Raw genomic sequence first — 15,288 nt, 5'->3', positions numbered from 1 at the left:
TCTCGGAGAGGGGGCCGGGTTCGAGAGAGATCGACTCGGCTCGAGAGCCCCCGGCGTCGCTCCCGCGGGCCGGAACGCACATCCCGTCGGGCGCGGACGGTCCGGTATGTCCGAGTCATCCGGCGGCGACGCCGCCGACTCGCGCAGCGGAACCGACTCCCCCGACGCCACGGACGCCGCGGACACGACCGACTCGGCGTCGGACGCCCCGGACTCCGCGCCCGGATCGGCCGCCGCGTCGCCGCCCGAGGGCGACGCAGTCGTCGTCTGCTTCGACATGGACGGCGTCCTCGTCGACTCCGAGGACTACTGGCACGTCGCCGAACGCGAGGAGATCCTGCCTCGCGTGATCGCTGATGACTCTCCCACCCCCGAACTCGACGAGGTGACGGGGATGTACTACGGCGAGATCTACGACTACCTCGTCGAGCACTACGAGGTGGCCGTGGACAAGGACGAGTTCATGGCGCTGTACGAGGAGACGGCGACGTCGATCTACGGCGAGCGCGTCGAACTCCTCGACGGCGCCCGGGAGTTCGTCGACGACCTCCGCGACGGCGGGGTCCCCGTCGCGCTCGTCTCGTCGTCGCCCCGCGACTGGATCGAGGCGGTCCTCGATCGGTTCGGTCTCGCCTTCGATCTGATCGCGCCCGCCGAGGAGTTCGACGGCCCGGGCAAGCCCGAGCCGGGACTGTACGAGGAGGCGATCCGCGATCTGGGCGGGTCGGTCGACCGCGCGGTCGCGATCGAGGACTCGGAGAACGGGGTGCTCGCGGCCGCTCGATCCGGCGCGTACACGATCGCCGTCCGCGACGATCATAACGCAGACACCGACCTCTCGGCGGCGGATCAGGTGGTCGACCGTGACGACCCGGAGGCGCTGTTCGCGTCGGTCCGTCAGTCGACGCGGACGATCCGCGAGTCCGCCTCCGGGAGCAACGGCAACTCGGGGTAGACGACCTCCACCTCGTAGCGCATCTCCGCCTCGCCGGGCGCGCCGAACACCCCGACGGGGACGGTCGTCTCGTCGCTGAGGTAGAGCGTCTTCTCGGTCATCTCGACGCCGTTGGCGGTGACGCGGATCCCGGCGCGGGCGCTGCCGCCGACGTTCCGCACCGTGACCTCCACCATCTCGTTGTCGCCGACGCCGATCGAGTCGGGGAACGCGCCCCACTCGACGACCGCGTTCGGGAGGTCCTCCGCCTGCCGTACCACGCGCTCGGCGACTCCCTCCGAGAGGCCCGCGCGGGTGAGCCGCTCGGTCCCGGCGGCGATCACGTCCGCGGGGGTGGTGAGCCCGCCCGCCGACAGCGACTCCGCGCGTCCCTCGCCGACGCCCTCGATGGCGGTGAGGCCGACCGCCTCGCGCGTGACGCCGTGTTCGACCCGCGCCTCAACGCGACGCACGAGGTTCGCCGCGCGCGGGCCGGCGACGGCGTCGGCGAACTCCCGCAGCGCCGCGAGCAGGCGCAGCGCGTTCTGCCGGATGATCCACGCGTCGGATCGGAGATCGGACGGCATCGACCCGCGGACCGCCGCGTGGAGGATCGCGAGCACCTTCCGGTTGCCGCCCTCCAGGTCGGTGTCCACGTCCGAGAGCACGCGGGCGACGGCGTCGGCCTCCGAGGAGCGCGAGGAGGCGGAGTCGAATTCGTCCGCCGAGGCGACGGTGTTCAGAACGGCCCCCTCGTCGATCGCCTCCCGCTCGCCGAGCTCGGCGAACCGCTCGGCCGTCTCCATCCGGAGGTAGTACTTCGAGGCCAGTCGACCGAGCGTGGTCGCCGCCACCCCGAGCTGGTCGTCGGTCTCGACGAACCCCCGATCGACCAGCGAGTCGAGGGTGTCGCGCACGCGGTCGCGGACGCCCTCGAAGTCGTACGCGTCCGGCTTCGTCTCCGCGCGCACGTAGTAGAACGTCGTCTCCAGCCACGACATCACGTCGTCGAGCCCGGAGATGGTGCCCAGCGCGATCTCGGCGTTCAGATGCGAGTCGAGGTCCTCCGCGAGCCGGGACTCGATCTCTTTGCCCTCCCGCAACAGGCTCCGGTACTTGTCGGCGTCGGAGCGGTCGCAGACGACCCAGCCGTACCCCACGTCATCGTACCCCGGCCGCCCGGCGCGGCCGAGCATCTGGAGCACGTCCAACTCGCTGATGTCGACTTCTCCCTCCAGGGGGTCGTGGTACTTCGTGTCCCGGATGACGACGCAGCGGGCGGGGAGGTTGACGCCCCACGCGAGCGTCGAGGTGGAGAAGAGCAGCTGGATCTTCCCCTCCTTGAACCACCGTTCGACGCGGTCCTTATCGTTCTTCGAGAGCCCCGCGTGGTGGAACGCGACGCCGTCGACCACCGAGTGTCGGAGGGTGTCGTTGTCCAGTTCCTCGGCCGCGGTGTGGAAGTCGTAGTCGCCGCGCGCGCCCATCTCGAGGTCGCGCTCGCCGATCTCGTCGCGGGCCTTCTTGGCGGCCATGACGGTGTCCTGTCGGGAGGAGACGAACACCAGCGCCTGCCCCTCCTCGCGGATGTGCGGCTCCGCGAGATCGAGCGCGCGGTACAGCCGGCGGTACTTGTCCGCGAAGGAGTTGTCGCCGTGGGTGTACGTCTTCACGCCGGTCTCCAGATCGACCGGGCGGTAGTCGTCGCCGAACTGGAAGGTGGTCTCGGGCGGGGCATCGAGCCATTCGGCCACGTCGCCGACGTTGGGCATCGTCGCCGACAGCGCGACGACGCGGGGGTCACAGATGCGGCGCAGGCGGGAGACCGTGACTTCGAGGACGGCGCCGCGCTTGTCGGAGTCGAGCAGGTGGACCTCGTCGATGACACAGCAGTCCACGTCGTTGATGAAGTCGTAGCGGGCCGATTCGTGTTTGCGCGTCGCCGAGTCGGTCTTCTCGGGCGTCATCACGAGGATGTCGGCGCGCTCGGCGCGGCGGGGGTTGAGGTCGCGCTCGCCGGTGACGACGTACACGGAGTAGCCCAGATCCTCGAAGCGCTCCCACTCGGCCTCCTTCTCGTTGGTGAGCGCGCGAAGCGGGGCGATGAACAGCGCGGTGCCGCCCTGCTTCAGCGTCTCGCAGATCGCGAGTTCCGCGAGCGCGGTCTTGCCGGAGGCGGTCGGCGCGGCGGCGACGACGTTGTCGTCGCGCTCGAGGATGGCCGGCAGCGCCTCCCGCTGCATGCGGTTGAACTCCTCGAAGCCGAACGCGTCGGCGAACTCTGGGACGGCGTCTGCGACTTTCATTCGTTGGGTGTCGTCATGGGCGGTTGGAACTCGGGGTGGCGCGGTCCGCGGTCGGTCGGGGGTGAGAGATCGGGTCGCGCGGGTCGCGTCGGCGGACCGCGCCGGCAACTACGAGTAGGTCGGGGCGCTTCGGCGGATGAACCTTTCCCTCTGCGTCGATCATCGGTTGTCGGGTTCGTTTCCGCTCGTGTTTCTGTCGAGACCGTGATGGTCGACTCGAAACGGTGGACCGCGAAAGCCCCCGGCGCTCTCGGGGACGGCGGCCCTTTTCAGTCCTATCCGACCGCACCGCCCACGTCCTCCCCAGCCGATTCGCTCCCTCGCTTGCTCACGGGCCGCTTCACTCCCCGTTCGCTCTCGCGGTCTCGCTGTGCTCGACCGCGCTCCGCTCGGTCGCTCATCCCTCGCACGCGTCCGGCTGGCACGGAGGCCAGCCGGCGTGCGCCGACCGCCTTAGAACTCCTCGACGTGCGGCCGGAGATCCAGCTCCAGCGTCCACGCGCTACGGTCCTGCTGTACGAGGTGCCAGTAGCTGTCGGCGATCGCGTCCGGGTCGAGATGCTCCTCGGGCGTGTCCGTCTCCACCTCGGGGCCGAGGATGCCGCCGTCGATCACGACGTGGGCGACGTGGACGCCCTCGGGGCCGAGCTCTCTGGCCATCGACTCCGCGAGGCCGCGGGAGCCGAACTTCGCCATCGAGAACCCGACCGCGCCCTCGCGCCCGCGCACGGACGTGGTCGCGCCCGTGAAGACGATCGTTCCGCCGCGCTCGTCGGCAGGGCGGTCCTCGTCGAGCATGTCGCGGACGGCCGCCTGCGAACACAGGAAGTCCGCGCGCGGGCCGACCTCGTAGGCGCGGTCGAACGCGTCCAGCGAGGTGTCCCGTAGTCCCGTCCAGGAGGCGGCGCTGGCGTGGTTCACGAGCACGTCGACGGGACCGAGTTCGTCGCGGACGCGGTCGAAGGCGGCCGCGACCTCGGCCGAGTCACACAGGTTGGTTTCGGCGCCGACCGCGTCCGTCGGGAGGTCCCCGGCCAACTCCTCGAGATACCCGCCGCTGCGCGCGAGCAGCCCGATATCGCACCCTTCGGCGGCGAAGCGCCGCGCGATCGACTCGCCCAGTCCCGGTCCGACGCCCGCGATGACTGCCGTGGTCATGGGAGTGGCGTCGGGCGGCCGGCGCATAACCCTTGGCCGGTCGGTCCTCGTCGCCGCCGCGGTCTCGGATGTCGCCGCCGCGACACCGCGACCGCTCGCCGGTCGTGGCACGCGCTCCCTGACAACCGAGGCGCTTAACAGGCGTTCCGGGGAAGTACGGGTGTAATGCCCAGTGGGGACTACGACCCGGAGACCACAGAGCCCGAGTGGCAGCGGCGCTGGGTCGACCAGGAGACGTACGCGTACGACGAGGAGGCCGCGACCGACCCGAACACCGTCTTCTCCATCGACTCCCCGCCGCCGACGGTATCGGGGGACCTCCACATGGGCCACCTGTACGGGTTCACCCTGCAGGACTTCGTCGCTCGCTTCGAGCGCATGAACGGAGAGACGACGTTCTTCCCGTTCGGCTACGACGACAACGGCATCGCCTCCGAGCGACTCACCGAGGACGAACTCGACATCCGGCATCAGGACTTCGAGCGTCGCGAGTTCCAGCGCAAGTGCCGCGAGGTGTGCGCCGACTACGAGGCACAGTTCACCGAGAACATCCAGGGGCTGGGCGTCTCGGTCGACTGGAACCACACCTACCAGACCATCGAGCCGCGCACCCAGCGCATCTCGCAGCTCTCCTTCATCGACCTGTACGAGCAGGGCCGCGAGTACCGCGAGAAGGCGCCCGCGATCTGGTGTCCCGAGTGCGAGACCGCCATCTCGCAGGTCGAGACCGAGGACGACGAGCAGGACAGCCACTTCCACGACATCGCCTTCGACGTGTCCGGGAGCGACGAGACGTTCACCATCTCCACCACTCGCCCCGAACTCCTCCCCGCGTGTGTCGCCGTCTTCGTCCACCCGGACGACGACGACAACCAACACCTCGTCGGCGAGTCCGCCGAGATCCCGCTGTTCGGCCACGAGGTCCCGATCCTCGCCGACGAGAGCGTCGATATGGAGACCGGCTCGGGGATCGTCATGTGCTGTACGTTCGGCGACCAAAACGACATCGAGTGGTACCAGATACACGATCTCGACCTGCGCGTCGCCATCGACGAGTCCGGCCACATGACCGAGGTCGCCGAGGGGTACGAGGGGATGCACTCGACGGAGGCCGGGGAGGCCATCGTCGAGGATCTCGACGACGCGGGCGCGCTGCTTGACCGCCGCGCCATCACCCACACCGTCAACGTCCACGAGCGCTGTGGCACGAGCGTCGAGTTCCTCGTCACCGAGCAGTGGTACATCCGGATGCTCGACAAGGCCGACGAGTACCTCGAGGCGGGTCGGGAGATGGAGTGGTTCCCGGAGAAGATGTTCACCCGGTACAAACACTGGGTCGAGGGGCTGCAGTGGGACTGGCTCATCTCCCGACAGCGCTCCTCGGGCATCCCGTTCCCGGTGTGGTACTGCGGCGACTGCGACGAGGAGATCATCGCCGAGAAGGCCGACCTCCCGGTCGACCCGCTATCCGACGACCCGCCGGTCGACGCCTGTCCGGCGTGCGGCCACGACGAGTTCGACCCCGAGGACGACGTGCTGGACACGTGGGCCACCTCCAGCCTGACACCGCTCATCAACGCCGGCTGGGACTGGGACGGGGAGGCGGAGGAGTACACGATGGAGCACCCGGAGCTGTACCGCTTCGACATGCGCCCGCAGGGCCACGACATCATCAGCTTCTGGCTGTTCCACACCGTCGTCAAGTGTTACGAGCACACCGGCGAGGTGCCGTTCGAGCAGACGCTGATCAACGGGATGGTCCTCGACGAGAACCGCGAGGCGATGTCCAAATCGAAGGGGAACGTCGTCCTTCCGCGGGAGGTGCTCGCGGAGTACCCCGTCGACGCCGCTCGCTTCTGGGCCGCCGGATCGGCCATCGGCGACGACCTCCCGTACAACGAGAAAGGGCTGCGCGCGGGCGAGAAGCTCCTCCAGAAGTTGTGGAACGCATCGAAGCTCGTGGAGTCCCTGGTCGGCGCGGGGCCCAGCCCCGCGGAGAGCCGGACGGAGTCCGGCGGAACCTCCCGCGAGACCCGTCCCGACCTCGCCCACGAGGACCTCCGGGAACTGGATCGCTGGCTGCTCGCGGAACTGGACGACCTCACCGAGACGCTCACCGAGCACCTCGAGAACCGGGCGTTCTCGAAGGCCCGCGACGACCTTCGAGGGTTCTTCTGGCACACGTTCTGTGACGACTACCTCGAGGTCGCCAAGACGCGCGTCCGGGAGGCCGAGGACGACGACCCGGCCGCCCGGTACACGCTGTCCGTCGCCCACGAGCGCTTCCTGAAGCTGTTCGCCCCGATGCTCGCGCACGTCACCGAGGAACTGTGGCAGGACATGTACGCCGAGGAGCGCGCGGGCGACGACTTCGACTCGATCCACCTGCGCGACTGGCCTGAACCGCTGGGCGTCGAGGCCGACCACGAGGCCGGCGTCGCGGCGATGTCCGTCGTCGGGGCGCTGCGTCGGTACAAGAGCGAGCGCGGGCTCCCGCTCAACGCCGAATTGGATCGCGTCGAGGTGTACGGCGAGGGCGATCTCGCGGCGTTCGCCGGCGACGTCCGCGGCGTGATGAACGTCGACGAACTCGCCGTCCTCGACGAGGAGCCCGAGATCGAGTCGGTGACCGTCGGCATCGACCTCGACTACGCGCAGGTCGGACCCCAGTACGGCGAGCGGGTCGGCGACATCGAGGCCGCGCTCGCGCGGGAAGACTACGAGATCGCCGACGGCGAGTTGCACGTCGCCGGCGAGACGCTCGGCGCGGACCTGTTCGCGGTCGAGCGCGAGCGGCGCTACTCCGGCACCGGGGAACTGCTCCAGCCGGAGGACGCGGTCGTCATCGTTCACGACGGGGAGTAGGCGTTCCCGTCACCGGTCCGGCGACCGACCACCCCGTTCCCCGTCGACCCCAACCGTCTTCTCTGCGTGGTCGCACCTTCACCCGTGAACCGACGTGCCCTCTCGCTGGGCGGCTTCGTCGTCGCCGGCGTCTCGCAGGTCCTCCTCGGCGCTGCCATGTACGCGACCCCCGACACGCCGGCGAACCCGCTGTTCTCAGTGCTCGGGGGACTCCTGGTCGCCGGCGTGTTTGTCCGCGCGCTCTTGCGCGGGGACGACCTGAACGGCCTCGCGACTCGACCCCTGTTCGTCGCCGTCGGCGTCGCCGCCGGCGTCATCTCGGCGACCCTCACGTTCGGCGTGTTGATCGCGTGAGGCCGGACGTGCGCGTCCGCTCGCTGGGCGGCTTCGCGTTCTCGGGCGCGTGTCAGATCGCGGTCGGCGTGATCGAGTACGCGAACGGCGCCCTCCCCGACGCCGGCCTGTCGATCCTCGTCGGACTCGGCGTTCTGTGGCATTCGGACGACCGCTGATCCGGGGAGACGACCTGAAGGGGGTCGCCTCTCGGCCGGCGTTCGCGGCCGTCGGCGTCTGCAGCGGGGTGGTCTCGGCGGCGGTTCCGTTCGTCTCGCTCGGCGCCTGATGCGGCTACAGGTCCGCGCCGACCGCGTCGGCGACGGAGTCGAAGCCGTCCCGTTCGAGCAGTTCCAGCAGTCCCTCGTTGATGTCGCGGGCGACGCTCGGCCCCTCGTAGACGAGGCCGGTGTACAACTGGACGAGGCTCGCGCCGTTCCGGATCTTCGCGTACGCGCCCGCGGCGTCCGAGACGCCGCCGACCCCGACCACCGGTACGTCCGTCCGCTCCGCGATGAATCTGACCATGCTCGTCGCGCGTGCTTCGATCGGCTTGCCCGAAAGCCCGCCGCGTTCGGCCCGTTGGGGGCTCCGGAGGCTCTCGGGCCGTTCGGTCGTGGTGTTCGTCGCGATGACGCCGTCGAGACCGAGGTCGTCGACGACGGCGAGCGCCTCCTCGACGGCGGGTTCGGGGAGGTCCGGAGAGAACTTCACGAGGAGCGGGTCGGCGCCGGCGTCCGAGAGGGTCCCGAGGATCCGCTCCAACGACTCGCGGTTCTGGAGCGAGCGCAGGCCGGGCGTGTTCGGCGACGAGACGTTGACCGCGACGTAGTCCGCGTGTGCGCCCACACGCTCGTACGTGTACAGGTAGTCGTCGGCGGCGTCCTCCAGGGGGGTGGATTTCGACTTGCCGACGTTGACGCCGAGGGGGACGTCGGGTGCGGGCTCGCGGTCGAGACGGTCGCCCACGACGTCGGCGCCCTCGTTGTTGAACCCCATGCGGTTGACGATGGCCTCGTCCTCGCGCAGGCGGAACATCCGCGGACGCGGGTTTCCGGGCTGGCGTTCCGCAGTGACGCCGCCGACCTCGACGTGACCGAAGCCGAGCGCGGCCAGCGCGCGGGGGACGCGGGCGTTCTTGTCGAAGCCGGCGGCGACGCCCACCGGCGTCGGAAACTCGACGCCGAACGCGTCCGTCTCCAGTCGCTCGTCGCCGACGGCGTATCGGTCGCGGAGGAACGACTGGATCGACGTCCCTTGGACGGCGCGCAACAGTCGCTGGATAGTCTCGTGGGCGGTTTCGGCGGGAAATGCGTACAGCGCCGGCTTCGCGATATCGTATGCCCTCATTGCGGTGCTTGGCCGTGTCTCAGACCGGGCACGCTCTTGAACTGCGGGGGTTACCCGGCGTCAGAAGTCGTGTTCTACCTCGTCGGAGTCCGCTTTCTGAATGATGATCTTGCCGTCGCGGACGCGAACGAACACCTCGTCGCCGATCTCCATGCCGGCGACGGCGAGCTCGTCCTCGTGCAGGTTCACGTGGACGTTGTGGTACTCGCCGTTCTCGTCTTTGGCGCCACTCGGACTGAGCGTCTTCTTCCGGACCATCGCCTTCGGTACTCCGTGAGTCTCCCGACAAGGTACATAAGTGTTGTTTACGGAAGTGCAAGGAGAACGCCCCGTGCTTTAGCGCGGGGATGAATCCGGCAATGACGGCCGTCCGCGTCCGACGGGCGGGCACGCGTTGCCAGCGGGACGCAGTTGAAGGGTGCCGGTACAGGGAGTCCATCGCCGCGGTCAGACACCGGCGGCGAGCCCCGGACGAACCGGCGTTCGTCGCACCGAACACATGCACCGTTCGCCGAAGATGCAGTAATTTCCCCGATACGTTTATGATTCAGTGTGTGTTCGCTTCACACGGAGGCGAAAAACCATGGTACGTGAGGACGGTAAGCGGAACTTCGCGCTGCGCGAGGGTGACGGCACCGAGGAGAGCGTCTTCTCCGGCAACACGCCGCGACAGGCGGCGCTGAAAGCCGCCCGGCGGCTCGAACCGGCGAGCTCCGAGGACGCGGCCGAACGTGTCGAGCTCCGGCTCCGAGAGAAGGGGACCGACAAGGTCCACATATACGAGGGATGGTCTTGGCGAGAGTCCGCGCCGGACAACAAGCCCGACTGGATGCCCGACGAGATCACCGAAGCCAACGTGTCCAAGAACGGCATCGAACACCTCGAGAGCTGATCTGCGTACTGTCTGTTCTTTGCGCCTCGGTTCACCAGTTGCGACGGCGGCGACCGCCGGACTCGTTCGACGGCTTCGTGCCACCTTCCCGCCGCAACGAAGTCCGACGGGCGTCGTACACGGTCGTCCACGACGTCGTCCCATGAAACCGCATGACGTGGCGGGGCCGAGACGACGACCTTTTATGTTCCCCTGCCATCCGAAAGAATGCGAAGGTCGCACGGGACGGCCCGGGTGACACGGCACACCCTTCCGGGGTGTGTCGAAGTTCGTTCCGATGCCCTTATGAACGACAAAGGCATCGGATGGAATGCGAAGATACGACGCGAGTCGAGGCGGTTCAACCCCGCCGCGGTTCGCATCGTCGACGTGCTTCGAAGGGGTTAAGTCCCCACACGAGGTATGTCGATATCCGCAAGAGATGAGGATTCCGCCCCTGCGGTCCGCCGCAAGACGGTATCTGATGTGAGCCTCGATAGTTCGGTGCCACCCGATCGGTGTCGCCGAACATGGACCACGCAATGGTGAAGTCGCGCTTTGCGCGTGACTTCCCGCCACCCCCTCCCTTCGCGGGGAGGAACATTCCGGTTGATCCTGCCGGAGGTCATTGCTATCGGAGTCCGATTTAGCCATGCTAGTCGCACGGGTTCAGCCCCGTGGCGAATAGCTCCGTAACACGTGGCCAATCTACCCTACAGACAGGCATAACCTCGGGAAACTGAGGCTAATTCCTGATACCACTCCCACGCTGGAACGCCGGGAGTGAGAAACGTTCCGACGCTGTAGGATGAGGCTGCGGCCGATTAGGTAGACGGTGGGGTAACGGCCCACCGTGCCAATAATCGGTACGGGTTGTGAGAGCAAGAACCCGGAGACGGAATCTGAGACAAGATTCCGGGCCCTACGGGGCGCAGCAGGCGCGAAACCTTTACACTGCACGACAGTGCGATAGGGGGACTCCGAGTGCGGAGGCATAGTGCCTTCGCTTTTGTACACCCTAAGGCGGTGTACGAATAAGAGCTGGGCAAGACCGGTGCCAGCCGCCGCGGTAATACCGGCAGCTCGAGTGATGACCGATCTTATTGGGCCTAAAGCGTTCGTAGCCGGCCGAGCAAGTTCGTCGGGAAATCTACCAGCTCAACTGGTAGGCGTCCGGCGAAAACTGCCCGGCTTGGGACAGGGAGACTCAAGGGGTACGTCCGGGGTAGGAGTGAAATCCTGTAATCCTGGACGGACCACCGATGGCGAAAGCACCTTGAGAGAACTGATCCGACGGTCAGGAACGAAAGCTGGGGTCTCGAACCGGATTAGATACCCGGGTAGTCCCAGCTGTAAACGATGTTCGCTAGGTGCGACGCAGACTACGAGTCTGTGTTGTGCCGTAGGGAAGCCGAGAAGCGAACCGCCTGGGAAGTACGTCCGCAAGGATGAAACTTAAAGGAATTGGCGGGGGAGCACTACAACCGGAGGAGCCTGCGGTTTAATTGGACTCAACGCCGGACATCTCACCAGCCCCGACTGTTCGAATGACGCTCAGTGTGATGAGCTTAGCAGACGATCAGAGAGGAGGTGCATGGCCGCCGTCAGCTCGTACCGTGAGGCGTCCTGTTAAGTCAGGCAACGAGCGAGACCCGCATCCCTAATTGCCAGCAAGACCCACGAGGTCGTTGGGTACATTACGGAGACTGCCGCCGCCAAGGCGGAGGAAGGAACGGGCAACGGTAGGTCAGTATGCCCCGAATGGGCTGGGCTACACGCGGGCTACAATGGTCAGGACAATGGGTTCCTACTCCGAAAGGAGACGGTAATCTCAGAAACCTGGTCGTAGTTCGGATTGTGGGCTGAAACTCGCCCACATGAAGCTGGATTCGGTAGTAATCGCGTGTCACAAGCGCGCGGTGAATACGTCCCTGCTCCTTGCACACACCGCCCGTCAAAGCACCCGAGTGAGGTCCGGATGAGGCCTGGGTTGCCAGGTCGAATCTGGGCTTCGCAAGGGGGCTTAAGTCGTAACAAGGTAGCCGTAGGGGAATCTGCGGCTGGATCACCTCCACAGATCGAGACCAGGCCGACGCGCCTGGCTCACCTTTCGGTCCGTTCCCGACGCCGATCGGGCACCTTCGAACTATCGAGGCTCGCTCACACCCCCTGACGGGGGTGGGCCCATAGCTCAGTGGTAGAGTGCCTCCTTTGCAAGGAGGATGCCCTGGGTTCGAATCCCAGTGGGTCCATGTCTTCGGGGTCGTCGTAATCCGTGTGCCTTATATGGCGGACGGCGTTACGATGATTCCCGACGCAAGACCGATGCACCATCCCGCGAGAGCGGGGATGGGAAGGGTTGAGCACGCTCGCGTGACACCCACGTGACGTGCGATGACGACCGTATGTACGTGCAATCCAGACGTCCACTGGACCCGTTCACCGGGTCGCAGTGTACCATCAGTCAATTGGCTACTGTGCCAGTTGGTGAATGGCTCGGCTCGAGAGCCGACGACGGACGTGCCAAGCTGCGATAAGCCGTAGGGAGCCGCATGGAGGCGAAGAACTACGGATCTCCGAATGGGAATCCCTCTACAATTGCCTAGCGCAATGGGGAACGCTCCGAATTGAAACATCTCAGTAGGAGCAGGAAGAGAAATCAAACCGAGATGTCGTTACTAACGGCGAGTGAACGCGACACAGTCCAAACCGAAGCCTCGAGGTTCAAACCTCGCAGGCAATGTGGTGTTCGGGCTGATACCAAGCAGCTCGGATTCGTGAGAAGTCTCCTGGAACGGAGCACGATACAGGGCGACAGTCCCGTATCACGAACACGATCTGCGGATCAGTTCCCAGAGTAGCGGGGGTTGGATATCCCTCGTGAATATCTCAGGCATCGACTGAGAAGACTAAACACTCCTCGAGACCGATAGCGAACAAGTAGCGTGAGCGAACGCTGAAAAGCACCCCGAGAAGGGCGGTGCAATAGGGCCTGAAATCAACTGGCGATAGAGCGACGGGGCTTACAAGGCCCCGCACAGAATGACCGAGACGCGAGTCTCCAGTAAGACGTGCGGGGAGCCGAAGTCGCGTCGTGCGTTTTGAAAAACGAACCAGGGAGTGTACTTCTCCGGCGAGTCTAACTCGATCATCGAGGGAGGCGCAGGGAAACCGATATGGCCGCAGTCTTACGACGAGGGCCACCGTGTTCAAGCGCGGGGAGTCGACGAAGTACGACCCGAAACCGAGTGATCTACTCCGAGGCAGGATGAAGCGTGCCGAAAGGCACGTGGAGGTCCGTTAGCGTTGGTGTCCTACAATACCCTCGCGTGATCTTGGAGTAGGGGTGAAAGGCCCATCGAACTCGGCAACAGCTGGTTCCGACCGAAACATGTCGAAGCATGACCTCTCCTAAGGTAGTCCGCGCGGTAGAGCCACCGATTGAGAGACCCGCCTCCGAGAGGAGTCGGCCTCTCTGTCGAACTCCGAACGTGCGGACGCTGTCGACGGAGGGAGTCCGGTGTCCCGGGGTAAGCTTGGGCACCGTGAGGGGAACAACCCAGAGTTAGGTTAATGACCCAAAATGTGGATTAAGTGTAATCCTCTGAAGGTAGTCTTGAGCCCTAAACAGCCGGGAGGTGAGCTTAGAAGCAGCTACCCGCTAAGAAAAGCGTAACAGCTTACCGGCCGAGGTTCAAGGCGCCCAAAATGAACGGGACTCAAATCCACTTCTGATACCTAACCGCCCCCATCACAGGGGGACCGTGTAGGTCGGCGTACTGTGCGGATGGAAGCACGGGCTAGAGCTCGTGTGGACCGCTCAGTAACGACAATCCTGGTCACAGTAGCAGCGATATTCGGGTGCGAACCCCGAAGGTCTGAAGGGTAAGAGTTCCTCGGCACTGCCAATCAGCCGAGGGTTAGCCGATCCTAAGTCCGGCCGCAATTCGAACCGGACAAACGGGGAACTGGTTAATATTCCAGTGCCATCACGCACTGAAAGTCGACGCTTTGGAGACGATCGAGCCGGGCACTCGCCCGGTCCAATCAGGGAACCGCGTGGAAGCCGTAACGGCACGAAGCGTGAGAAGCCTGAGACAGCGCAAGTCGGTCCTATCCGGAGCCCGTGAAAAGACGAGCGTGATGTTCGTATCGAGATCCGACACAGGTACCCTGGCAGAGCAAGCCAAGACCAACGGGAGCAACCGACGTTAGGGAATTCGGCAAGTTAGTCCCGTACGTTCGCAATAAGGGATGCCTGCCCTCGACGGGGCAGGTCGCAGTGACTCGGTGGCTCCGACTGTCTAGTAACAACACAGGTGACCGCAAATCCGCAAGGACTCGTACGGTCACTGAATCCTGCCCAGTGCAGGTATCTGAACACCTCGTACAAGAGGACGAAGGACCTGTCAACGGCGGGGGTAACTATGACCCTCTTAAGGTAGCGTAGTACCTTGTCGCTTCAGTAGCGACTCGCATGAATGGATCAACGAGAGCCACACTGTCCCAACGTTGGGCCCGGTGAACTGTACGTTCCAGTGCGGAGTCTGGAGACCCCCAAGGGGAAGCGAAGACCCTATAGAGCTTTACTGCAGGCTGTCGCTGAGACGTGGCCGCTGACGTGCAGGATAGGTAGGAGTCATCACACAGGTACCCGCGCCAGCGGGCCACCGAGACATCACTGAAATACTACCCGTCAGTGGCTGCGACTCTCACTCCGGGAGGAGAACACCGGTAGCCGGGCAGTTTGACTGGGGCGGTACGCGCTCGAAAAGATATCGAGCGCGCCCCAAGATTTCCTCACGCGGGACAGGAACCCGCGGAAGAGCGCAAGAGCACAAGGAAGTCTGACAGTGTCATTCCAAGCGAGTGACGCTGACGCGAAAGCGTGGTCTAGCGAACGGATCACGGGCCTCAATGGCCCGGATTTACGACAGAAAAGCTACCTTAGGGATAACAGAGTCGTCACGCGCAAGAGCACATATCGACCGCGTGGCTTGCTACCTCGATGTCGGTTCCCTCCATCCTGCCCGTGCAGAAGCGGGCAAGGGTGAGGTTGTTCGCCTATTAAAGGAGGTCGTGAGCTGGGTTTAGACCGTCGTGAGACAGGTCGGCTGCTATCTATTGGGGGTGTTACGGTACTTGACGGGAACGTTCGTATAGTACGAGAGGAACTACGAATGGTTGCCACTGGTGTATCGGTTGTCCGAGAGGGCAGCTGCCGAGAAGCTACGCAACACGGGGTAAGAGCTGAACGCATCTAAGCTCGAAACCCACCTGAAAAAGAAGTACCACCGAGACCACTCGTAGAAGACGAGTTCGATAGACTCGGGATGTACGCGCCGAGGCAACGAGGCGTTCAGTCCGCGAGCACTAACAGGTCAAGCCACACTCATATGCACTGGGACCCGTTGTGAACGGGTCCAGGCGTTACCTGGATTGCACGTACATATTGGTCGGAGACCGACGCA

10 protein-coding genes, 1 tRNA gene and 2 rRNA genes are annotated in these 15,288 nt (G+C 65.1%); 9 read left to right on the top strand and 4 right to left on the bottom strand.

The features are described 5' to 3' along the window. Positions 1-277 precede the first annotated feature (277 nt). The gene (locus K6T25_RS07190) at positions 278-955 is read left to right on the top strand and encodes an HAD family hydrolase (protein WP_222917922.1); all 678 of its coding nucleotides are present in this window, start codon (positions 278-280) and stop codon (positions 953-955) included. Here the strand turns inward: K6T25_RS07190 and K6T25_RS07185 are convergent. Both K6T25_RS07185 and K6T25_RS07180 read right to left on the bottom strand, forming a co-directional pair. Continuing rightward, positions 898-3,240 (bottom strand): DEAD/DEAH box helicase, encoded by a 2,343-nt coding sequence (locus K6T25_RS07185; RefSeq protein WP_222917586.1) that lies wholly within the window; start codon positions 3,238-3,240, stop codon positions 898-900. The genes K6T25_RS07190 and K6T25_RS07185 overlap by 58 nt on opposite strands. A 453-nt stretch (positions 3,241-3,693) precedes the next feature. Further along, positions 3,694-4,398: an SDR family NAD(P)-dependent oxidoreductase gene (locus tag K6T25_RS07180; protein WP_222917585.1), complete on the bottom strand. Its 705-nt coding sequence runs from the start codon at positions 4,396-4,398 to the stop codon at positions 3,694-3,696. A gap of 165 nt (positions 4,399-4,563) precedes the next feature. On the opposite strand from K6T25_RS07180, the gene K6T25_RS07175 reads away from it, so the two are divergent. The 4 genes from K6T25_RS07175 to K6T25_RS15665 all read left to right on the top strand — a co-directional run bounded on the left by K6T25_RS07175 (position 4,564) and on the right by K6T25_RS15665 (position 7,885). After that, the gene (locus K6T25_RS07175) at positions 4,564-7,263 is read left to right on the top strand and encodes a valine--tRNA ligase (protein WP_222917584.1); all 2,700 of its coding nucleotides are present in this window, start codon (positions 4,564-4,566) and stop codon (positions 7,261-7,263) included. Positions 7,264-7,347: 84 nt separating this feature from the next. Next, on the top strand, positions 7,348-7,617 hold the full coding sequence (locus tag K6T25_RS07170; RefSeq protein WP_222917583.1) for a hypothetical protein: 270 nt from the start codon (positions 7,348-7,350) through the stop codon (positions 7,615-7,617). Next, positions 7,614-7,775 carry a hypothetical protein gene (locus K6T25_RS07165; RefSeq protein ID WP_222917582.1) on the top strand — a complete coding sequence of 54 codons (162 nt, stop codon included), beginning with the start codon at positions 7,614-7,616 and terminating at the stop codon, positions 7,773-7,775. Before K6T25_RS07170 ends, K6T25_RS07165 begins: the two co-directional genes overlap by 4 nt. After that, entirely contained in the window at positions 7,754-7,885 is a 132-nt protein-coding gene (locus K6T25_RS15665) for a hypothetical protein (RefSeq protein ID WP_275671160.1), read from the top strand. Before K6T25_RS07165 ends, K6T25_RS15665 begins: the two co-directional genes overlap by 22 nt. Before the next feature lie 5 nt (positions 7,886-7,890). Here the strand turns inward: K6T25_RS15665 and K6T25_RS07160 are convergent, their stop codons facing one another. Together K6T25_RS07160 and K6T25_RS07155 are read right to left on the bottom strand one after the other, a co-directional pair. Continuing rightward, positions 7,891-8,946 (bottom strand): quinone-dependent dihydroorotate dehydrogenase, encoded by a 1,056-nt coding sequence (locus K6T25_RS07160; protein WP_222917581.1) that lies wholly within the window; start codon positions 8,944-8,946, stop codon positions 7,891-7,893. A gap of 60 nt (positions 8,947-9,006) precedes the next feature. Beyond that, on the bottom strand, positions 9,007-9,204 hold the full coding sequence (locus K6T25_RS07155; protein ID WP_222917580.1) for a hypothetical protein: 198 nt from the start codon (positions 9,202-9,204) through the stop codon (positions 9,007-9,009). Positions 9,205-9,529: 325 nt separating this feature from the next. On the opposite strand from K6T25_RS07155, the gene K6T25_RS07150 reads away from it, so the two are divergent. From K6T25_RS07150 to K6T25_RS07135, 4 genes are all read left to right on the top strand, one after another. Then, entirely contained in the window at positions 9,530-9,838 is a 309-nt protein-coding gene (locus K6T25_RS07150; RefSeq protein ID WP_222917579.1) for a non-histone chromosomal MC1 family protein, read from the top strand. A 581-nt stretch (positions 9,839-10,419) separates the two neighbouring features. Next, positions 10,420-11,891: ribosomal RNA gene (locus K6T25_RS07145) — 16S ribosomal RNA — on the top strand. 106 nt (positions 11,892-11,997) lie between these two features. Beyond that, positions 11,998-12,069: transfer RNA gene (locus tag K6T25_RS07140), tRNA-Ala, on the top strand. Positions 12,070-12,280: 211 nt separating this feature from the next. Beyond that, positions 12,281-15,212 (top strand): 23S ribosomal RNA (locus tag K6T25_RS07135). The 16S and 23S rRNA genes sit together here with 1 tRNA gene alongside, the layout of an rRNA operon. The last annotated feature ends 76 nt before the right edge of the window (positions 15,213-15,288 follow it).

Origin of the sequence: Halobaculum rubrum, from assembly GCF_019880225.1 — an archaeon.
Taxonomy (GTDB): domain Archaea; phylum Halobacteriota; class Halobacteria; order Halobacteriales; family Haloferacaceae; genus Halobaculum; species Halobaculum rubrum.
Note: the sequence above shows the minus strand (reverse complement) of the source record. Positions and strands in the feature narration are given on the sequence as shown.